The sequence below is a fragment of the Mesorhizobium sp. CO1-1-11 genome (genome assembly GCF_020164995.1).
GTDB classification, from domain to species: Bacteria; Pseudomonadota; Alphaproteobacteria; order Rhizobiales; family Rhizobiaceae; genus Mesorhizobium; species Mesorhizobium australicum.
The window spans coordinates 138,372-158,835 of sequence record NZ_JAIUHE010000013.1 but is presented as its reverse complement, the minus strand read 5'-3'; the positions used below and the strand labels follow the sequence as shown (position 1 = coordinate 158,835).

Below are 20,464 nucleotides of genomic sequence, written 5' to 3'. Positions count from 1 at the left end.
GGACCGATTGACCCTGGCCTGAACCATGAATGCCAGTCGGTCCCCAGGAAACGCCTGAGTGGAGGTCAGTCATGGGTACTCGCGCCGGAGGACGACGCACGGGACCGAAATGCATTGCCATAGTCGGTCCCTTCGCAAGCGGTAAGACGACACTTCTCGAAGCCATATTGGCCCGTACCGGCGCCATTCCCCGCCAGAACCCGGTTTCCTCGGGCAATACCGTTTCAGATCATTCGCCCGAGGCCCGCGCCCACGCCATGAGCGTCGAGGCGTCGATCGCCACCACCGAGTTCATGGGCGAGCAGTTCACCTTCATCGACTGCCCCGGATCGATCGAGTTCTCCTTCGAGGCCGAACCGGTGCTGGCCGCCTGCGACGTCGCGGTGGTCGTGGCCGAGGCCGACGAAAAGAAAATCCCCGCCTTGCAGCTCATCATGCGCAAGCTCGACGATCTCGGCGTGCCGCGCATCCTGTTCCTCAACAAGGTCGACAAGGCGATCGCGGGCGTGCGCGATACGCTGAAGATGCTGCAGCCGACAAGCGCGGCGCCGCTGCTTCTGCGCCAGATCCCGCTGCGCAAGGACGGCGTCGTGATCGGCTCGATCGATCTGGCGCTGGAGCGCGCCTACATCTACCGCGAATATGCCGAAAGCGAGGTGGCCGAGATACCGGGCGACGACAAGGCGCGCGAACTGGAGGCGCGCTTCTCGATGCTGGAGACGCTGGCCGATCACGACGATGAGTTGATGGAGCAGCTGCTGGAAGAGATAGAGCCGCCGAAGGACGCGATCTTCGACGATCTCGCCGCCGATCTGCGCGAAGGCGCGGTGACGCCGGTGCTGATCGGCACCGCCGAGAAAGGCAATGGCGTGCTGCGCCTCTTGAAGACGATCCGCCACGATGCGCCCGACATCGAGGCGACCCGCAAGCGGCTCGGCGCCCCGGACGGCAATGCGACGGTGGTCCAGGTGATGAAGACCATCCACACGCCGCATGGCGGCAAGCTGTCGGTGTCTCGCATCCTGTCCGGCCAGGTCGCCGACGGCTCGGAACTGTGGCTGCCCGGCGGCGACACCGCCAAGGTTTCCGGAATCTACCGGATGCTGGGCAAGGATCAGGTCAAGCTGACCGCCGCCAGGACCGGCGACACCGTGGCGCTCGGCAAACTGGACGCGGTCAAGACCGGCCAGACGCTCACCTCGGCCAAGGGCGGTGCCAAACAGCTCTTCGATGTCGAGCCGCCGCAGCCGGTCTTCGCCTTCGCGCTGCGCCCCAGGGAGCGCAAGGACGAGGTCAAGATGTCGGCCGCCATCCAGCGCCTGGCAGAGGAGGATCCCTCGCTCAGCCTGCGCCACAACCAGGATTCGGCCGAGACCGTGCTGTCAGGGCATGGCGAGATGCATCTGCGCGTCGTGCGCGAGCGGTTGGAGGGCAAGAACCAGATACCGGTGGAAGGCCATGCGCCGGCGGTGCCCTATCGCGAGACGATCCGAAAGCCGGTGCAGCAGCGCGGCCGCCACAAGAAACAGTCGGGCGGCCATGGCCAGTTCGGCGATGTCGTCATCGAGATCAAGCCGCTGCCGCGCGGCTCCGGCTTCCAGTTCACCGACACCATCACCGGCGGCGTCGTGCCCAAGACCTACATCCAGTCGGTCGAGACAGGCATACGTGACTACCTGAAATCCGGCCCGCTCGGCTTCCCCGTGGTCGATGTCGCGGTCAACCTGTCGGACGGCTCGTACCATGCGGTCGATTCCTCCGACATGGCCTTCCAGATGGCGGCCAAGCTCGCCATGAAGGAAGGCATGGCCGCCTGCTCGCCGGTGCTTCTGGAACCGGTGATGAAGGTAGAGATCGTCACGCCGTCGGACGCGACATCGAAGATCATCGCGCTGATCCCGCAGCGGCGCGGCCAGATCCTCGGCTATGACGCGCGGCCCGACTGGCCGGGATGGGACGTCGTCGAGGCGACGATGCCGCAGGCCGAGATCGGCGATCTGATTATCGAGCTGCGCTCGGCCACCTCAGGCGTTGCCAGCTACCGCGCCGTTTTCGATCACATGGCCGAGCTGACTGGTCGTCTCGCCGACGAAGCGATGAACGCCAACGGCAAGGCTGCCTGATTTCGCCTGGTGCCCGATTTCGAATCATGTGGAGCCCCCCTCGAACGATCGAGGGGGCGAAAACCAAAAACGACGCCCGGGGGGCCGGACGTCGTTTTGTTTGCGGACCGTTTTCTCGGGAGGAAAAACGGCAGGTCCGCCGCATGTCGAGGTCGTCGCGCTTCGGCGCAAAAGGTTCGGACGCGGTAGCCGCCTGAGCCCGGGCCGTACGAGTGATGCCCCCATCTCCCGTCCGAACCACACCGCGTCCTATCATCCACTTAGCAGATGGAGGGTGTCCTTGTCATGTTACCAGAGGTTACATGACACTGTTACGCGGCAATTCCGGTGAATTTTTCAGCCATCCCAGTGGCATGCAGGCAACAAAAAAGCCGGATCAACGAAGATCCGGCTGAGTTTGATTGGAAGTGCCTGTTAAGGCTAACCTCCAGAGGGGAACACTCGAGGACGCTAATGGGAGGAGAACGCGTCCAGGAGATGATCTATATATGTGCTCTTCATGCCCAAGAAACAAGCATCTATTTTGCAACACACACATGCAAAAAGGCACAGGCTGTGGTCCAACCCATTCCAGAAGCCAATAGGACCAGCAGAATCGTGAAAATGAGGCGCGATTTCGGGTCATTGCCGTCTCGAAAACGCCGATCCCGACCGATTTTGCTCCCGAATGTCAAAAAACACTGATGATGTGGAATGAGGCAGCGGCGGTTCAATTCCAAGGCAGTCAAGCGAGGATCGACCATTGCGCAGGTTTTCGGCGCTCGTCGGCAGCGGCATTTTCCTGATTGCGGCTCCCGGCGTTGTCGCCGGGCTGGTTCCCTGGCTGCTTAGCGATCGCTGGGGCCTGCCATGGTCGCCCCTGCCCTTGTTTGCGCTCACCGGCGGCATGCTCGTCATTGCCGCGGCTGCGGTGCTGCTGCATGCCTTCGTCCGCTTCGCGCTGGAGGGGCTGGGCACGCCCGCCCCCGTCGCACCGACCGAAAGGCTGGTGATCGGCGGCATCTACCGCCACGTCCGCAATCCCATGTATGTCGCCGTGCTGTCGATCATTCTGGGCCAGGCGCTGCTGTTCTCGAGCTGGTCGATCGCTGCCTACGCGGCAATCGCGGCGGCTGCCATGGTCACCTTCGTCAAGCTCTACGAGGAGCCGACGCTCGCCGGCCGCTATGGCGCCGAATACGAGGCCTACCGCCGCAACGTACCGGGCTGGCTGCCGCGGATTACGCCTTGGAAAGGATAAGCTAGTCTAGAACGACCAGCTTCTGGCCTTGGCGATGATGAAGTCGCGAAACACGTGCAGCTTGGCCTGGTTCTTCATCGCGTCGGGGTAGGCGAAATAGGTGTCGAAGGACGGCACCTCGGTCTCCGGCAGCAGCTGCACCAGGCCGGAATCCTTGCTGATCACATAGTCCGGCAGCATGGCGATGCCGGCGCCGCCCTGCACGGCGCGCTTGATCGACAGGATGTCGTTGATCTGCAGCGACGGCACGCGCTGGCCGCTCTCGAAATCGCCGACCGTCTCCAGCCAGTTCAACTCCGACAGATGCGACGGCACGGGCAGGCCGAAGGTGACGATGCGATGGGTTCTCAGCTCCGCGACCGAGCTCGGCTTGCCGTGCTTTGCGACATAGGAGGGGGCTGCGTAAAGGTGGAAATGCACGGTGAACAGGCGGCGCTGGATCAGGTCCGGCTGTTGCGGCTGGCGCAGCCGGATGGCGCAATCCGCCTGGCGCATGGTGAGGTCGAGTTCCTCGTTGGCGAGGATCAGCTGCAGGCTGATTTCGGGATAGAGTTCGATGAACTCCTGCACCCGCTCGGTCAGCCAGCCGGCGCCGAGGCCAACGGTCGTCGTTACCCTGAGCACGCCGGACGGCCGGTCCTTGGTCTCGGTCAGCCGCGACTTGATGGTCTCGAGCTTCATCAGCACGTCATGCGCCGTGCGGAACAGCATCTCGCCCTGTTCGGTCAACACCAGGCCCCGCGCATGGCGGTTGAACAGCGGCACGCCGACATCATGTTCGAGCGCGCTGACCTGCCTCGAGATCGCCGATTGCGACAGATGCAGCGTCTCGGCCGCATGCGTGAACGACCCCGCTTCCGCCGCGGCGTGAAACACGCGTAGCTTGTCCCAGTCCAACGCCATGATTTCCCCTCGTTCCGGTTGGCGTCTGAATGAAAAATCAGGCTTTTACACGGCATTTCTAAGCCGTTTTATACAGTCTGCGGCGGCCCCTATTCCGCTGCTTCGCGATGCACCTCGATGCCGGCCAGATACTTTTCCGCTTCGAGCGCGGCCATGCAGCCCAGCCCCGCCGCCGTCACGGCCTGCCGATAGATATCGTCGGCCACGTCGCCGGCGGCGAACACGCCGGGCACGTCGGTGCGCGTCGAATCCGGCGCTGTCCACAGATAGCCGTTCGGCTTCTGCTTCAGCTTGCCCGCGAACAGCTCGACCGCGGGCGCATGGCCGATGGCCACGAAGACGCCGTCGATCTTGAGGTGGCTCTCGGCACCGGTCAAAGCATGCCTGAGCTTCAGCCCTTCGACCGAAGGCGGCAGCGGTGCCTTGCCGGGGCGGCCGGTGATCTCATCGACGATCGTGTCCCAGATGACGCGGACATTGTCCTTTTTCAACAACCGTTCGCGCAGGATGCGTTCGGCACGGAAATCCGAGCGCCTGTGGATGACGGTGACGCTCTTGGCGAGGTTGGACAGATAGAGCGCCTCCTCCACCGCCGAATTGCCGCCGCCGACCACCGCGACATCCTTGCCGCGATAGAAGAAGCCGTCGCAGGTGGCGCAGGCGGAAACGCCGAAGCCCATGAAGTCCTGCTCGGTCGGAATGCCCAGCCACTTGGCTTGCGCGCCGGTGGCGATGATCAGCGCATCGGCCGTGTAGGTCGTGCCGGAATCGCCCTTGGCGCGGAACGGCCGCACGTTGAGGTCAACCTCGGTGATAATGTCGTTGATGATGTCGGTGCCGACATGCTCGGCCTGCTTGAGCATCTGCTCCATCAGCCACGGCCCCTGGATCGGATCGGCGAAGCCGGGGTAGTTCTCGACATCCGTGGTGATCATCAATTGGCCGCCCTGCTGCAGACCGGCGACCAGCATAGGCTTCAGCATGGCGCGCGCGGCATAGACCGCCGCCGTATAGCCGGCCGGACCGGAACCGATGATGAGAACGGGCGCGTGCTTGGTGGTCATTTGGAGCCTCTGCGGGGGCGGACAGCGAGTGTGCCTTGGAAAAAGACGTGGAATATCGCGCTTAATGTAAGGGCTGCCAACCACGCCAGCAAGACGAACGGACCGTCGTCCCCGGAAAGCTTCGGCCTATTATGGGTATTCACGCGATGGCCGCTTTCGGTACCTGTCCACAATCGCGTCGACGAGGGCTGGCTTCGACGCAAAAGTCGTTTAATTACAAAATAGCGAAAGATTCTTGCGCCACACTGATCATCGAGAACCCTGATGCCCCTCAAGGCCGATCTTGACGCCATCGACTGGAAGATCCTGCGCGAGCTTCAGTCGGACGGGCGCATGACCAATGTCGAGCTCTCGAACCGCGTCGGCATTTCGGCACCGCCCTGCCTGCGCCGGGTCAAGCGGCTGGAAGAAGCCGGCATCATCCGCGGCTACCGCGCGCTGCTCAACGCCCCGGCGCTGGGCCTCGATGTCGTTGCCTTCTGCCTGGTCGGGCTGCATCACCAGGCCGATGCCGAACTGCGCATCTTCGCCGAGCGTACGCGCGGCTGGCCGATCGTGCGCGATGCCTGGATGGTATCGGGCGAATCCGACTTTCTCCTGCATTGCGTGGCGAGCGACCTCGGCGCCTTCCAGACCTTCGTCATCGAGGAACTGACCTCGACGCCGAACGTCGACACGGTGCGCACCGCGCTCACCATCCGCCGCGTCAAGGATGAGGGCCTGGTGTCGTTCGAGCGCTCCTGAGCCAGGCGAACGCCTGCGATGGGCAAATTCCCGACATTCGCCATACCGGTGCCGCGTTGGTATTCGAAAGACGCTGATGTACAAGGCTGGACGGCTCTGCCGGATTCGCCGCTCGACTGACGCTTCATTGGTTTCCCGAGCATTCCAGCATGTGTAACGGTTTTCCGCCCGGAATTGCTTGAGAACAGATGGCGCCAGCAGCGTATATTCCGGGAAGAATCCGCCATGGGAAGGGGACCATGACCCGTTTTGCAAGCCCGGTCTCGGCGCTGATCATCTGCGTGAACGAGGCCGATATGATCGGCCCGTGCCTGGAAAGCATCGATTTCTGTGCCGAGATCATCATCGTCGATTCCGGCTCGACGGACGGCACCGTCGAATGCGTTGAAAGCTATATCGCCAGGGGCTATCCGATAACGCTGCTGCACAATGACTGGCCGGGCTTCCCCCGCCAGCGGCAATTCGCGCTCGACCACGCCAACCAGCCTTGGTGCCTTTCGATCGACCCGGACGAGCGCGTCGACGACCGATTGCGGCAGTCGATCGTGGCCATCACCCAGGCGGCCGGCGGCAAGGCCAGCGGATGGTACATGCGCCGCCGCGACTGGCTGAAGGGCTACGGTTATGCCCATCGCTGGGTGCTGCACAACAGGCTGCTCAGGCTTTTCCGCAGGGAAGGCGCCAGCATGGATCTAACGGCGCGGGTGCATGAATCCGTTCACGTGCCGGGCGAGACCGACACGATCGAAGAGGGTCTCTTGCTGCATCGCCGTGAAATATCGGTCGAGGAGGATCTTGCCCGAGCCAACACCTATTCCAGCCTCAAGGCGGTGACGCTGGTCGAGAGAGGCAAGAAGCCCGGCCTGGTGCGGCTGGTGCTGTCGCCGTTCGGCAACTTCCTCAAATTCTACCTGGCCAAGCGCTACTTCCTGTGCGGCCGGCACGGCTTCGTCTACTCGATGTCGGTGATGATTTATTCCTTCGCCACCGAAGCCAAGCTCTACGAAGCCTCGCAGCAAAACGACCAGGCGTAGGCCCTACGATCCGAGCGCGTCGATGGCGGCGAGCAGGCCGCCGAGATCGTGGTCGTCATGCAAGCGCCTGATGGCGAAGCCAGGCTGAAGCGCCGCCTCACCGTCGACCAGCCAGCCCTGTGCCAGCCCTGCGCGTTGGGCCGCCTGCATGTCGGCCAGCTTGTCGCCGACCATCAGGGAGCGCTGGAGGTCAAGATCAAGGCGCCTGCCCGCCTCGATCAGCATGCCCGGATTGGGCTTGCGCATCGGATGGTCCGTTATGGCGAGCGGCCCGACGCCCGCCTCGTGATAGGCGCAGGCCAGCACCATGTCGACGAACGCGCCCTGCCTGTCCAGCAAATGGAGCACGCGGTCGTTTACCGCGGCAAAGACGCCCCAGTCGAAATAGCCCCGCGCGATGCCGGACTGATTGGTGACCACGACCACCGGAATGCCGATCCGGTTGGCGGCGGCGATCGCCGGCAGCATCTGCGGCCTGAGTTCTATCTCGTCCGGGTCGCTGGGATAGTCGGTGTCGACATTGATGGTTCCGTCCCGGTCGAGGAACAGAGCCGGCGAGCGCGCGGGGAAAACCCGCCCGCCGATCCGCTGGACCCACAGGCCCGGCTCGGCCAGCGGAAACGGCGCTGTCTCGTCAGCCATTCGACAGGCGCGCTTCGACCACCTCGCACAGATAGTGATAGAGGCACAGATGGCCCTGCTGGATGATCGGCGTCGAGGTCGAGGGGACGTTGAGCAGGATGTCGGTGAGCGGCTTGAGCTTGCCGCCGGTATCGCCGGTCAGGCTGATCACCGTCATGTCCATCATGCGCGCCTGTTCGGCCGCGGCGAGAATGCTCGGCGAATTGCCGCTGGTCGAGATCGCCAAAAGCACGCCGCCTGCGACGCCATGCGCTTCGACCTGGCGCGAAAACACCGTGTCGAAGCCGTAATCATTGCCCCAGGCGGTCAGCATCCCGGCGTTGGCCGGCAGCGCGATCACATTGTAGGCCTTGCGTTCCTTCAGGAAGCGGCCGACCAGTTCGGTGGCGATATGGATGGCGTCGCTGGCCGAGCCGCCATTGCCGCAGACCAGCAGGGCCTTTCCCTGGGAAAGCGCCGCCACGACAGCATTCACCGCACGGTCCATCTCGCCGGTCAGATCTCGCTCGACCGTGGCAGTGATGGCGGCCGCCGAGCGGACCAGATAGTCGTTCAATTCGGACATGAATTCCCTCAGTTGGTGGCGCCGCCGGCGCGCAGTTTGCCGATGGTGCCAGTGGTGCTCTTGCCGGCGACGAGATCGACCAGCACGACGCGCCCGCCCGCCTTTTGCACCACATCGGCGCCGACCACGGTGTCGATCGTGTAGTCCGCGCCCTTGACCAGTATGTCGGGCAGAAGCGCCTCGATCAGAGCCAGCGGCGTATCCTCATCGAAGACAATGACGGCATCGACCGAAGCGAGCGCGGCAAGCACGCAGGCGCGGTCATGCTGGTCGTTGACCGGGCGGCCCGGCCCTTTCAGCCGCCGCACCGAGGCATCGCTGTTGAGCCCGAGCACCAGCCGGTCGCACTGGCTGCGCGCTGCGTGCAGCAGGCTGACATGGCCGGCATGCAGGATATCGAAGCAGCCATTGGTGAAGCCGACGCTCAGGCCCTCCGCCTTCCATCCCGCCACCATGCGCGCGGCAGAAGTGGCGTCCAGGATAGCGTCCTTGTGCGCGGTCGGTCCGTGCGAGCGGAACAGCGCGCCGGTGAGTTCCTCGACGCTCAGCCGGGCGGTGCCGCGTTTTCCGACCACGACGCCGCCGGCGGCGTTGGCGATGGAGGCAGCGGCGACAGGATCGGCACCGGCGGCAAGCGCCAGCGCGAAGCTCGCGATCACCGTATCGCCAGCGCCCGAGACATCGAACACCTCACGTGCCTGGGTGGCGATGTGGCTCGCCTCGTCGGGACCGACCACGCTCATGCCCTTCTCGCTGCGCGTGGCGACGACGAAGTCGAAGCCATGCGCCGCAATCAGTTCCCGTGCCGCCGCAACGATCTCGTCATCGGCGAACACCGCATGGCCGACGGCCTCGCCAAGCTCCTTGCGGTTGGGGGTGACGGCGGTCGCACCGGCGTAGCGCGCGTAGTCGCGGCCCTTCGGGTCGACCAGCACCGGCTTGCCCGCCTCGCGGCAGATGGCGATCAATTCGGCGGCGACGCCGTCCAGCAATATGCCCTTGCCGTAGTCGGACAGGATAACGATGTCGGCCTGCTGCAATGCGTTCCGGAAACGGCGGATCAGTTCCGCCCGTTCCGCTTCGCCGAGCGGCTTGATCTCTTCCTCGTCGAAACGCAGCACCTGCTGGTTGAGCGCGCTGAAGCGGCTCTTTGACGAGGTCATGCGGCCGCGCTGCTGTGAAAGGCCCACTGTCTCGGCGCCAAGCTCGCCCAGCATCCGCACCAGACTGTCACCGGCGGGATCGGTGCCGATCACCGAGACCGGAATGGCGCGCGCGCCAAGCGAGACGATGTTGGCCACGACGTTGCCGGCGCCGCCCATGGCCGAGCTTTCGCCACGCCCATGCAGCACCGGGATCGGCGCTTCCGGCGAGATCCGCTCGATGACGCCATTGACGAAGCGGTCGAGGATGATATCGCCGACCACCAGCACGGCGACGTCGCCGAAGCGCGCAATGGCGCGGTGCAGGGGCTCGGGTGAAGGTGGATTGTGCTTGATCATGTCATCTGCCACGCGCGGGAAACGCCGATCTCGGATAAGTCGAAACACCAGATTTGCGAGGCCGGCCGGTCATGCCTGCCGATATACCGCAATTGGGCACCAGCGCAACGCCGGGGCGGAGGCAAACCCGGACAGGTCAGGCCTTCTGCAAGGCGACGTGGACGCCCAGCCCGACCAGCACCGCGCCGCCGGCCTTCTGCATCAGCCGCTGCGCACGGCTCGAACGCCGCAGCCGGCCAATCACGAGGCCGGCCAGGAACACGCACACGACATCTGCCGACGAGAACATCAGGTTGACGATGGTGCCCAGCACCACGAATTGCATCCAGACCGGCAACCCCGCCGAGGCATCGATGAACTGCGGCAGGAACGCCATGAAGAAGATCGCGGTCTTGGGATTGAGCACCTCGACCGTGATGCTCTCGAAAAACGCCCGGCGGGCCGATTTGCGGGTGATTGCCGGCAGCGCCACGTCGCCCTCCACGCGCTTGCGAAACAGCGAGATACCCAACCAGATCAGGTACAGCGCGCCGACCAGCTTGACGGCCATGTAGAGCGGCGGCACGGCGTGGAACAGCACTGACAAGCCGGCCGCGGCGGCAAAGACATGGACATAGCCGCCGAGATGAATGCCGAGTGCCGCCGTCAGCCCCGACCAGCGCCCCCGCGCCATCGTCTGCGCGGCGGCATAAAGCATGGCGGGGCCCGGAATGTAGGCGAAGATCGCCGTGGTGGCGAAAAACGCGATCAGCAGTTCGGTCGGCGGCATTTCTTGTCCCTCATGATCCTGCCCTGCCCGATTGCAGGCCTTTCAGTCAGCCCGTGGGATGGCTTTGGATTGGCCTGCGCGAACAGTTGCCATGAAAGCCGACATGACTTTTTTGTGGAATGACGGACTGAATGCGCCGATACGCGCACCCGGTTCAAAATAAGCCGACGATTCCAGAATATCGTGGTTGTACTCGTCGACTATGATCCAAAGCGGGATAGGGTCAAGGCCGGCGCGGCGCGTTCAATTTCCGGAACGCCAACCGCGACGCGATCACGGCCCGGCTGGGTGGAAGTGATTGCAAGGATGAAAAGGTTCGTGCCTCCGGCTTTTCCGGGAAGAACGGCGACGAAGGCGACAGGCCTCGCCTTGCGGCCTTCGGTCTCGCCGTCTCCATCTTGGCGATGCCACAGATATGGATATCGCCAGACGTCCGCGGCCACTGGTTTAATCACGGTCCAATTCCGCGGCGTACTCCTCCAGCATCTCGACATGTTGCAGCGGTGCATCCTCGGCCGCGTAGACGCGACAGCTATCGTTGCCGAAGCGCGCTTCGTAGGCCTCGATGCTCATCAGGACGTATCTCGGTTTGTTGTGGCGAGTGATGGAGACCGGCTGCTGGCTGGCAGCCGCGAGCACATCGCCGAGATTCTGTTTCAGATCAGTGGATGGATAGTGTTTCATTGGAAACTCCGTTTGCCCATAATAGACAAAATGGACAAAACAGACAAGCCTGAGCGGGCGAGCCCCGAGCGACCGCCTGCTTTGTCGACAGCCCGGCCAGCCTCCCTTATAAGGACCGGAATCGCACGCAACCAGAGGCCTTCATGATCATCGTCACGGGCGGCGCCGGCATGATCGGCTCCAACATCGTCGCCGCGCTCAATGCGGAAGGCCATGACGACATCCTGGTCGTCGACGACCTCACCGACGGCCACAAGATCGCCAACCTGGCCGATTTGACGATAGCCGACTATCTCGACAAGGATGATTTCCTGGCCGGCATGGAGGCCGGCTTGCTTGGCCGTGTCGAGGCCGTCTTCCATCAGGGGGCCTGCTCGACCACCACCGAGTGGAACGGCAAGTTCATGATGGAGGTGAATTACGCCTATTCGAAACGCCTGCTGCATGCCTGCCAGGCGCTGCGCGTGCCCTTCCTCTACGCCTCCTCCGCTTCGGTCTATGGCGGCGGCGCCGAATTTCGCGAGGAGCCGGCGCTGGAGCGGCCGCTCAACGTCTATGCCTATTCCAAGAAACTCTTCGACGATTATGTCAGGCGCACGGTGTTCGACAGCGATCATTCCCAGGTCGCCGGCTTGCGCTACTTCAATGTCTATGGCCCGCGCGAGGCGCATAAGGGGGCTATGGCCTCGGTCGCCTTCCATCTGTTCAACCAGGTCGAGCGCGGCGAGAATCCAAAGCTGTTCGGCGCTTACGATGGCTTCGGGCCGGGCGAACAGAGCCGCGACTTCATCCATGTCGGCGATGTCGCCGACGTCAATTTGTGGCTGTGGAAGCGCGGTGCCAGCGGCATCTTCAACTGCGGCACCGGCCGCGCGCAGCCGTTCCGTGCGATCGCCGAAACGGTCATCGACACGCTGGGCAAGGGCGAGATCGAGTTCATCCCCTTCCCCGACCACCTCAAGGGCAGCTACCAGAGTTTTACCCAGGCTGATATGTCCCGCTTGCGCGCGGCCGGCTATAACGGGCAATTCCGCACTGTAGAAACCGGCGTCAGAGACTATGTCGAATGGCTGAAAGCCCAACGATCCTCGTGATCGGTCCACGCTGGGTGGGCGATATGGTGATGGCGCAGTGCCTGTTCTCGGCGCTGAAGGAACTCCATCCCGATGCCGCGATCGATGTGCTGGCGCCCGCCTGGGCGGCACCTCTGGTCAAGCGCATGCCCGAAATCCGACAGCAGATCGACTTTCCGCTGAAGCCGGGCGCGCTGGAATTCAGCCATCGCCGCCGTTTCGGCCGTCTGCTGCGCGGCCGCTACGACATGGCCTATGTCCTGCCGGGCAGCTGGAAGTCGGCGCTGATCCCGTTCTTTGCCCGCATCCCGCGCCGTTTCGGCCATCTGCGCGAAATGCGCTACGGCCTGCTGACCGACATCGTGCCGCTGCCCGATGCCGTGAAACGACGCACCGCGCAGTCCTATTTCGGCCTCGCCCAGGGTGGCAGTTTCCGCGCCCCCCGGCTGACCGTGGACGTGAAAAACCAGGCCACCCTGCTCGATCGTTTCGGCCTCGCGCCGCGGAAATTCGTAGCCCTGATGCCCGGGGCCGAGTTCGGCCCGGCCAAGCGCTGGCCAAGCGAGAGCTATGCCGGCCTTGCCCGCGAATTCATGGCCAAGGGCCTGGAGGTCGCCCTGTTTGGTTCGAAGAACGACCGCGACGTGACGGCGGAGATCGCAGCCCTTGCGCCCGGCGTCGTCGACCTCGCCGGCCAGACGCGGCTGGAGGACGCCATCGACCTGATAGCGGCGGCAAGGCTCGCGGTCTCCAACGACAGCGGGCTGATGCATGTCGCGGCCGCCGTCGGTACATCCATCGTGGCCGTCTATGGCTCGACCTCGCCTGAAAACACGCCGCCGCTGGCGGAGCGTCGCGAACTGGTCTGGCTCGGCCTGTCCTGCTCGCCCTGCCACCGGAAAATCTGTCCGCTCGGTCATCTCAACTGTCTGAAGACATTGGAAGTCGCGCAGGTCGCCGCGGCAGCGGACCGCCTGCTGGAAGTGCCGGCTGCGGCATGAAGGTACTGATCGTCAAGACTTCGTCGATGGGCGATGTCATCCACACTTTTCCGGCACTTCAGGATGCCTGCCGCGCACGGCCCGATATCGCTTTCGACTGGTGCGTGGAGGAGGCGTTTGCCGGCATCCTCGCGCTGCATCCGGCGATCGGCACCATCCACACGGTGGCGATAAGGCGCTGGCGAAAGAACCTCTTCGACACGAACACCTGGCGCGAGGCGGCGGCCTTGCGCCGAACCTTGCGCAAATGCCGCTACGACCTCGTCATCGATGCGCAAGGCCTGCTGAAGTCGGCCCTGGTGGCACGCCAGGCGCGCGCGCCGATCGCCGGCTTCGACCGGTCGAGCGTGCGCGAGCCCTCGGCGACGCTGTTCTATGATATCACCTATGCGGTGCCGCGCGACCTGCACGCCATCGAGCGGACACGGCGGCTGTTCGGGCTGGCGCTCGGCTATCGGCCGGACCTTTTGACGCTCGACTCGGGCATCGTGGCGCCAGCGGGCATGATCGCCGGCGTCGACGGCAGGACCGCGTTCCTGCTGCACGGCACCAGCCGCGAGGACAAGAAATGGCCGGTCGAGGACTGGATCGGAACCGCCCGCCTGCTGGTCGAGCGCGGCATGATTCCGGTCACAACCTGGTCGAACGAACGGGAGAAGGTGGTGGCCGAAGCGATCGCCAAGGCCGTGCCAGCCACGGTCGTGATGCCAAAGTCGCCGCTGGACGCCATCGCCGCCATCCTCGGCCGCTCGACGCTGGTCATCGGCGCCGATACCGGGCTGACCCATCTCGCCAGCGCCTTCGGCCTGCCGACGGTCGCCGTGTTCCTGGCGACGGAGCCGGATTTGACCGGACCGCGCGGGCCGTATGCGTCGACGTTGCTGGCGCCTGGTGGCAGACGCGTGACGCCCTCGGACGTGATGGCGGAGGCTGAACGACTTTTAGAGCTTAGGCGGACAACTACCGGGAAAGACTGAATTTTCGATCGAACGATTGGCAGGGTTGGCGCTGCCCCTCATCTGCCTGCCGGCAGGGGCGGCGCCAACCTCGCGCGAATAGCACCTGTCAGCGCGGAGCTGCGCCCAGCCGACGCCCTCAGATGAACTGCACCTGGACGATCTCGTAACCCCTGGCGCCGCCCGGCGCATTCACCTCGATGGCGTCGCCGACTTCCTTGCCGATGAGCGCGCGCGCGATGGGCGAGGAGATCGAGATGCGGCCGGATTTCACGTCGGCTTCCTGGTCGCCGACGATCTGGTAGGTCTTCTTCTCCTCGGTGTCCTCGTCGACCAGCACCACGGTGGCGCCGAACTTGACCTTTTCGCCGCTAAGCTTGGTCACGTCGATCACTTCGGCGCGCGCGATATAATCCTCGAGCTCGTTGATGCGGCCTTCATTGAGGCTCTGCGCCTCTTTGGCGGCATGGTATTCGGCATTTTCGGACAGGTCGCCATGCGAGCGCGCCTCGGAGATCGCCTCGATGATGCGAGGCCGCTCTTCCTGCTGGCGCCAACGCAGTTCTTCCTTCAATGACGCGAACCCCTCGCCTGTCATCGGGACCTTGTTCATAGTGCCTGACCTTTCCTGCTGCCGCCCCCGCATTTCGGGGGAAGCCTTGTCGTTGGGGTACAAAAAGAAAACGGTCCGGCAGCCTCGGGCTAACGGAACCGTTTCACCGCAATTTCCTTGAATATAGCAATCTTTGCGGGCTTTTCACGCCCAAAAATCGGTTTTGTAAAAATCATCCCTTCTTTTGTAGCAGGGGCGGCCGTGGGACGGAGCCGAACAAAAACGGCCGCGATCGCTCGCAGCCGCTTTGAGACATCAGGAGGGCCCGATCAGCTCCTCATGAAATGGTCGATCTGCTCGGACAGCATGCCGTATTCGCGCGAACCCTTGCCGGTGCGCTTTTCGATTTCCATCAGCTGCTGCTGGGCGCCGGCCAGATCGCCGATCTGCAGATGCGCCTCGCCGAGATATTCGCGCACCAGCGTGTAATCGGGATCGATGCGCAGCGCTTCCTCGTAATAGCCGAGGCCGACGGTGACGCGGCCGGAATGGCGGTGCGAATAGCCGAGATAGTTGAGGATGCGCGGATCCTGCTTGTTGGCGGCAAGAACGAGAACCGAGATCGCCTCGTCATAGCGGCCGGCCATCGCCAGCGCATGGCCTGCATCGTAGATGCTGTCGTCGTCCAGCATGCCTTCCTTCGGCGGTACGCATTTCTGCTTCTTCTTGTCCCAGACCTCGCCTTTCTTGCACTGGGTGACAGTCTGGTCGCTACCACCACCACTGCTGCCGGCGGCGAACGCCGGAACGGCAAGGAACTGCAGAGCGATAAGCGCGCTCGCCGCCTGGATCAGCACTCTTTTATGCATGGAAACCTCCTGAGGGTGTGACAATGCAACACTAACGCCGAGCGGTCCGCGTTTCATCCCGGAAAAGATCGCCTGGAGAACATTAGGTGACGGATGCCGCAAATCCGGTATCATCCGGCAAACGACTGACGGAGAGGGCCCGTGCAGCGACGGCTCGAAAAGGACTGGGATCTCACGATCGGCCCCGATACCGTACGGCTGTTCATTCTCAAGGCCAAGGCGCTGAGCGCGGGCGTTAACGAGGACTATGCCGACGGCGCCGAACACGAGGTCGAGTTCGACGGCGACACGCATGACAACCACCACCATGACGGCCTTGCCGAGGAAAGCTCGGAGAATCTCACCGAGGAAGAGCTGCGCGAGCTGATCAACGACCTCAATATCGATGAGGCCGCCGAGCTGATCGCGCTGGCCTGGGTCGGCCGCGGCGACTACGACGCCTCGGAATGGGCCGACGCCGTAACCGCGGCACGCGAGCGCGCCAACAAGCGCACGGCAAAATACCTGCTCGGCATGCCGTTGCTCGCCGACTGGCTGGAAGAGGGACTGGAAGCGATCGGCGCGTAACGCGGAGGTAACCGATTGTGATCGGGTCTAAGCGCCTGTCCAGGCAACTTCAGCCGACCGGTGCCGTTTTGTGGATGATGGCAAAGCTGAGCTTTTCCCGAGGGTACAGGATTGCATTGGCCTTGGCCGTCACGGCTCTGCTGGTCATGCCGGCCCACGCCAGACATCGTCACAAACACCATAGGCCACTGAGCCCGCGCGTGGAGCAGCCGCTGACACAGCGGGCCGATCAGCCGCTGAAACCGCGAGGCAAGCGGCAGTCGAGAGCGCGAGCCAGGCAGCATCTCGCGCCCAATCCGGCACCGCCGGCAACGCAGGATGCTCGGCCGTCCGCCGATGTTCCGGTGCCCGAGCCACGCCCGGTGGACACTCAGAAAGTGGACACCCCAAAGTCGCAAGACCAGAACGCTGAAAATCCAAAGAGCGGCGCGGCGCCCAACCCGCCCAAGGACCCCGATCTACCCAGCGACGAAGAGTCCCATCAGAAAAGCCCGAAACCACCGGAACCACCAGCCGAAACCGAAAGCGAGCCGGAGCCGCCTGCCGTGGCGCCGACGCCGACGCCAAAGCCCGCCACCACGACGCCCGAACCTCAACCGCCGGCCGTCGCCCCGCAGCCAACGCCAAAGCCGGCGGAAGCAGGTGGCGAGGAGAAGATGCTGCCCGATCCACGCTCGGCCGATCTTCCCGCCGACAAGATGCCGGCTGAGGAAGTCGCCTGCCGCGAGCGCCTGAAGACACTCGGGGTCGAATTCGAGGAGCACAAGGCCGAAAGCAACCCCGAAATCGGCTGCTCGATCCCCTACCCCGTCGTGCTGAAGTCGCTTGGCAAATCGATCGCGATTGCTCCGGGCACCGAGCTCAACTGCCCGATGGCCGAGGCGGCGGCGCGTTTTGCCGCCGACGTCATCCAGCCGGCGGCTAAAGCCGAATTCGGCGCCGACCTGAAATCGATCGGCCAGGCGTCGGCCTTCGTCTGCCGGCCGCGCAATGGCACACGCAAACTGTCGGAACATGCTTTCGGCAACGCGCTCGACATTGCCAGCTTTACGCTGTCCGATGGCAGGACGATCGAGGTCGGGCCGGCGCCGCCGGAAAAAGACGGCAAATTCCTCGACGCCGTACGCAAGGCCGCCTGCGGACCTTTCAAGACCGTGCTCGGCCCAGGCGCCGACCCGGACCATTCCTTGCATTTCCATCTCGATCTCGAGCCGCGCCGGCATGGCGGAACGTTCTGCCAATAAAATCGCCGATCGCAAGCCGCAATGTGGCTCGAGTTCGATGCCTTGAATTATCGAACTCTTGGCCGTTCCATGCCTGTTCAAGAGCTGCAAGTTGATCTAACTATATTCGCTATGCAGGCTCCTCGGAGCCGGTCATTCCATTTGCCGCGTGAACAGGCCTCGAAGGGAAATAGCATGAAATATGCGGCGTTCATTTTCCTGTCTATGGCTGTGCTATTTGCACCAGGCATAACTTCAGCCTCGGCGCATTTCAAAAAATGCGTAGATCAGCACAGGCATGAGAAAATTCAACCCAGGCATGAGAAATCTGCAAAGCCGGCGAAGCCCATGCCCCTGTACCAGCAGATCCAGCATCGCCACTTCAAGGGAAAGGATTTGTGCTGGCGCATGTACAATGGCAACCTGATAGACATCTGCGTCGGATAATCTTGGGTCAAACCTCAGCAACTCGGCGCTTGCGTTGTGCTACACAGAGTTAGCCGCAATTCGGCCGCAGGCGTGAGCGCCGACGCTGAGCTTTCCTTTACCCTTGATCGTTAAAATCCCACCGATCAGGGATAGGAATTCCGCCCATGGCCGAGCTATTTCGCGCCGCCGAGACGGTCGCGCGCCAATCAAAATGCGCAGTGATGGCAAAATGTACAGCGATGGTGGCCGCTGGCCTTGCCCTCGTCGCCGTTTCCGCCTGCAACACTGGCAGCGTGCTGTCACTGCAGCCGGCTGTCGACGTCGGCTCCCAGACTGCAGCCGTGCCGCAATATGCTGGCATGCAGAAGCTCGTACCCTCAAATCCCTATCTGACCGCCGCCTATCCGCGCATGGACGAGCCGATGTCGCCGGTGGAGCAGATTCCAGCCAGCGAAACCGATTGCCGCCAGCAGCTGAAGCGCCTCGATGTCGCCTACACCGATCTGGCGCCGATCCATGAAGGCCAGTGCGGCATCGACTATCCGGTCAAGGTCACGGCTATCGGCAGCATCCAGATGAAACCCGCAGCGACCCTGACCTGCGACATGGCCGCCACCTTCGCCGCCTGGACCAAGAACGAACTCGTTCCCTCCGCCCGCTGGCGCTATTTCTCCGGCGTCAGGACCATCCACCAGGGCTCAAGCTACTCCTGCCGCAACATTGCCGGCGAAGGCGTGCTGTCGGAGCACGGCAAGGGCAACGCGCTCGATGTCATGAGCATCGAACTCAACAATGGCGACGACATCGACGTGCGCAAACCCGGCCTGTTCGCCTTCCGCACCCGCGGCTTCCTCAACAATGTGCGCGCCGACGGCTGCCAGTATTTCACCACCGTGCTCGGCCCCGGCTACAATTACGACCACCGCAACCATTTCCATTTCGACATCAAGAACCGCAGGAACGGTTACCGCGCCTGCCGGTAGGAAAAGATCATGCGTCACCGGTGGACGCGATAATTTGCCGAGCCACGAGATCCTGGATGCGCCAGAGATTCTTGTCGCGAATACCGCTTTCTTCCAGCTTGCTGACGGTCCGGAACAGATACTGCGCCGACGACCCCCAGTGTCCGGCGGCTCGCGCCAGCGTGTCCGCAACCTGCTCCAACGGCAACCGTCCGGCATAGGCCTTGCCACCCGGCGCGGCGACGAAAGCCAGAGCGCGCAGCGGACCCTCCTTGGTCTTGACCTTGATCCAGCAGGGCACGTTGGTTGGTGGGTTGGCATCGATTTCCCGGCGCATCAGCTGGCCGAGCTGCCCGAAATGATCTTCATCGGGCAGCCGGTAGACGATCCCGTTGCAGCTGCCGCCGCGGTCCAGCGCCAGCATCAGGGCAGGCAATTCGCGCGTCCCCCGCCAACGCGTCAGCTTCAGGCAGAACGAACGGTGCCATCCAGGCGCCGTCGCCGGGCGTTGCTCGACAGGAACGAATTCGGGATTCCAGATCAACGAACCATAGGCGAAGACCCATAGCATTTCGGGCCGATATTCGGCGAGCAGTCGAGCGACCAACTCATCGAACTCCGCGTTGGTGTGCTCGGCCGTTCCAGGCTCAGGCCCGGGATCCAGTTCGACGCGCTCGACCCGGGCGACAAGATCCGCGGTCAACGCCATCGTTCTCGGGCCCGTCGGCTTCCGTTTCATTCCCGCCCCCACGAAAAAATGATGGCTGACGATAAACCGTCTGCTCATCTCTGGCCATTGATTTCCAGGGAACCGTCAGGCAACAGATACCGCTCGGATCGAGCCGCCTTTATGAGCCAACGAAGCCTCCAGCGACGCATTGCGATCTGGTAGTGGCCGTGCTGGGCGGCTATCTGGCGCTCGCCTATGTCGCGGCGCCGGAATTCTGGACATTCCGTGATCGCGGCTTTCGCGATCGGCATTTCGAGATGGTCACCCACACGTCGCAAGGCATTCCCGGCGACCCCATCAATGTCGGCCTGATCGGCACGGAGAAGGAGCTGGTGCACGCTTTCGCCGTCGCCGGCTGGGACACCGCCGACGCCGTCACCTTGAGAACCGCCATCCACATCGGCGAAAGTGTCCTGTTTTCCCGCCCCTATCCCGACGCACCGATAAGCCGTCTGCTGTTCGAAGGCCGCGCCCAGGAACTCGCTTTCGAAAAGCCGGTCGGCGACAGTTCCGACCGGCGCCATCACGTCCGTTTTTGGCGAACGGATATGGTTGGCGACAATGGCAGGCCGCTCTGGCTGGGTGCCGCCAGCTTCGATCGCGGCGTCGGTCTGAGCCATGACACGGGCGCCATCACCCATCACATCGGTCCCGACCTCGATGCCGAGCGCGACTTTACGATCGGCGATCTCAATGCCGCCGGCCTGTTGGCCTCGACCAGCGGCCTGGCGGGCATCGGCCCCACCCGGAGCGGCCGCAATGGCGGCGGCGACCCTTATTTCACCGACGGCAAGGCGATCGTCGGCGTGCTGAAGCAGTTGCCGTGACGGC

22 protein-coding genes are annotated in these 20,464 nt (G+C 63.4%); 12 read left to right on the top strand and 10 right to left on the bottom strand.

The genetic code is table 11. The features are described from left to right. Positions 1-71: 71 nt before the first annotated feature. Positions 72-2,123, top strand: a complete 2,052-nt coding sequence (locus LB554_RS17375; RefSeq protein WP_015316167.1) for an elongation factor G — start codon at positions 72-74, stop codon at positions 2,121-2,123. A 742-nt stretch (positions 2,124-2,865) separates the two neighbouring features. Further along, a complete protein-coding gene (locus tag LB554_RS17370) occupies positions 2,866-3,363 on the top strand; it encodes a methyltransferase family protein (RefSeq protein ID WP_140664957.1) in 498 nt (165 codons plus the stop codon). A 6-nt stretch (positions 3,364-3,369) separates the two neighbouring features. Here the strand turns inward: LB554_RS17370 and LB554_RS17365 are convergent, their stop codons facing one another. Together LB554_RS17365 and trxB are read right to left on the bottom strand one after the other, a co-directional pair. Continuing rightward, the gene (locus LB554_RS17365) at positions 3,370-4,266 is read right to left on the bottom strand and encodes a LysR family transcriptional regulator (RefSeq protein ID WP_023770205.1); all 897 of its coding nucleotides are present in this window, start codon (positions 4,264-4,266) and stop codon (positions 3,370-3,372) included. Between the two features lie 89 nt (positions 4,267-4,355). Then, positions 4,356-5,330 carry a thioredoxin-disulfide reductase gene (gene trxB / locus LB554_RS17360; protein WP_224585824.1) on the bottom strand — a complete coding sequence of 325 codons (975 nt, stop codon included), beginning with the start codon at positions 5,328-5,330 and terminating at the stop codon, positions 4,356-4,358. 264 nt (positions 5,331-5,594) lie between these two features. Here trxB and LB554_RS17355 point away from each other — a divergent pair, with 264 nt between their 5' ends. After that, entirely contained in the window at positions 5,595-6,074 is a 480-nt protein-coding gene (locus LB554_RS17355; protein WP_023770207.1) for an Lrp/AsnC family transcriptional regulator, read from the top strand. A 239-nt stretch (positions 6,075-6,313) separates the two neighbouring features. After that, positions 6,314-7,108 carry a glycosyltransferase family 2 protein gene (locus tag LB554_RS17350; RefSeq protein WP_015316162.1) on the top strand — a complete coding sequence of 265 codons (795 nt, stop codon included), beginning with the start codon at positions 6,314-6,316 and terminating at the stop codon, positions 7,106-7,108. A 3-nt stretch (positions 7,109-7,111) separates the two neighbouring features. Here LB554_RS17350 and gmhB read toward each other — a convergent pair whose 3' ends face one another. The 5 genes from gmhB to LB554_RS17320 form a co-directional block, all read right to left on the bottom strand. Then, positions 7,112-7,750 carry a D-glycero-beta-D-manno-heptose 1,7-bisphosphate 7-phosphatase gene (gene gmhB, locus LB554_RS17345; protein ID WP_015316161.1) on the bottom strand — a complete coding sequence of 213 codons (639 nt, stop codon included), beginning with the start codon at positions 7,748-7,750 and terminating at the stop codon, positions 7,112-7,114. Continuing rightward, positions 7,743-8,315: an SIS domain-containing protein gene (locus tag LB554_RS17340; protein ID WP_224585822.1), complete on the bottom strand. Its 573-nt coding sequence runs from the start codon at positions 8,313-8,315 to the stop codon at positions 7,743-7,745. The genes gmhB and LB554_RS17340 overlap by 8 nt, the downstream gene beginning before the upstream one ends. A gap of 8 nt (positions 8,316-8,323) precedes the next feature. After that, positions 8,324-9,817 (bottom strand): D-glycero-beta-D-manno-heptose-7-phosphate kinase, encoded by a 1,494-nt coding sequence (gene rfaE1 / locus LB554_RS17335; RefSeq protein ID WP_224585820.1) that lies wholly within the window; start codon positions 9,815-9,817, stop codon positions 8,324-8,326. 136 nt (positions 9,818-9,953) lie between these two features. After that, the gene (locus LB554_RS17330) at positions 9,954-10,586 is read right to left on the bottom strand and encodes a LysE family translocator (RefSeq protein ID WP_224585818.1); all 633 of its coding nucleotides are present in this window, start codon (positions 10,584-10,586) and stop codon (positions 9,954-9,956) included. A gap of 447 nt (positions 10,587-11,033) precedes the next feature. Then, entirely contained in the window at positions 11,034-11,270 is a 237-nt protein-coding gene (locus LB554_RS17320) for a type II toxin-antitoxin system Phd/YefM family antitoxin (RefSeq protein ID WP_224585816.1), read from the bottom strand. 143 nt (positions 11,271-11,413) lie between these two features. On the opposite strand from LB554_RS17320, the gene rfaD reads away from it, so the two are divergent. The 3 genes from rfaD to waaC are packed head-to-tail and all read left to right on the top strand — an operon-like array spanning position 11,414 to position 14,321. After that, the gene (gene rfaD, locus LB554_RS17315) at positions 11,414-12,364 is read left to right on the top strand and encodes an ADP-glyceromanno-heptose 6-epimerase (RefSeq protein WP_224585814.1); all 951 of its coding nucleotides are present in this window, start codon (positions 11,414-11,416) and stop codon (positions 12,362-12,364) included. Then, positions 12,337-13,344: a lipopolysaccharide heptosyltransferase II gene (waaF, locus tag LB554_RS17310; RefSeq protein WP_224585812.1), complete on the top strand. Its 1,008-nt coding sequence runs from the start codon at positions 12,337-12,339 to the stop codon at positions 13,342-13,344. The genes rfaD and waaF overlap by 28 nt, the downstream gene beginning before the upstream one ends. After that, complete coding sequence (waaC, locus tag LB554_RS17305) at positions 13,341-14,321, top strand: lipopolysaccharide heptosyltransferase I (protein ID WP_224585810.1); 981 nt, start codon at positions 13,341-13,343, stop codon at positions 14,319-14,321. Before waaF ends, waaC begins: the two co-directional genes overlap by 4 nt. A gap of 118 nt (positions 14,322-14,439) precedes the next feature. On the opposite strand, the gene greA is transcribed toward waaC, so the two are convergent. Together greA and LB554_RS17295 are read right to left on the bottom strand one after the other, a co-directional pair. Beyond that, positions 14,440-14,913 (bottom strand): transcription elongation factor GreA, encoded by a 474-nt coding sequence (gene greA / locus LB554_RS17300; protein ID WP_015316152.1) that lies wholly within the window; start codon positions 14,911-14,913, stop codon positions 14,440-14,442. Between the two features lie 269 nt (positions 14,914-15,182). Then, positions 15,183-15,722: a tetratricopeptide repeat protein gene (locus LB554_RS17295; RefSeq protein WP_224585809.1), complete on the bottom strand. Its 540-nt coding sequence runs from the start codon at positions 15,720-15,722 to the stop codon at positions 15,183-15,185. A 141-nt stretch (positions 15,723-15,863) separates the two neighbouring features. Between LB554_RS17295 and LB554_RS17290 the strand changes: the two genes are divergently transcribed. The 4 genes from LB554_RS17290 to LB554_RS17275 all read left to right on the top strand — a co-directional run bounded on the left by LB554_RS17290 (position 15,864) and on the right by LB554_RS17275 (position 18,924). Then, positions 15,864-16,289, top strand: a complete 426-nt coding sequence (locus LB554_RS17290; RefSeq protein WP_140664934.1) for a DUF3775 domain-containing protein — start codon at positions 15,864-15,866, stop codon at positions 16,287-16,289. Positions 16,290-16,405: 116 nt separating this feature from the next. Beyond that, positions 16,406-17,533 (top strand): extensin family protein, encoded by a 1,128-nt coding sequence (locus LB554_RS29620; protein ID WP_411962634.1) that lies wholly within the window; start codon positions 16,406-16,408, stop codon positions 17,531-17,533. Between the two features lie 174 nt (positions 17,534-17,707). Further along, complete coding sequence (locus LB554_RS17280; RefSeq protein WP_224585805.1) at positions 17,708-17,959, top strand: hypothetical protein; 252 nt, start codon at positions 17,708-17,710, stop codon at positions 17,957-17,959. 146 nt (positions 17,960-18,105) lie between these two features. Further along, positions 18,106-18,924, top strand: coding sequence for an extensin family protein (locus tag LB554_RS17275; RefSeq protein ID WP_224585803.1), 819 nt, complete (start codon positions 18,106-18,108; stop codon positions 18,922-18,924). Positions 18,925-18,931: 7 nt separating this feature from the next. Here the strand turns inward: LB554_RS17275 and LB554_RS17270 are convergent, their stop codons facing one another. Beyond that, the gene (locus tag LB554_RS17270; protein WP_015316147.1) at positions 18,932-19,642 is read right to left on the bottom strand and encodes a gamma-glutamylcyclotransferase; all 711 of its coding nucleotides are present in this window, start codon (positions 19,640-19,642) and stop codon (positions 18,932-18,934) included. Between the two features lie 152 nt (positions 19,643-19,794). Here LB554_RS17270 and LB554_RS17265 point away from each other — a divergent pair, with 152 nt between their 5' ends. Next, positions 19,795-20,460 (top strand): LssY C-terminal domain-containing protein, encoded by a 666-nt coding sequence (locus LB554_RS17265; RefSeq protein WP_224585801.1) that lies wholly within the window; start codon positions 19,795-19,797, stop codon positions 20,458-20,460. Positions 20,461-20,464: the final 4 nt, after the last annotated feature.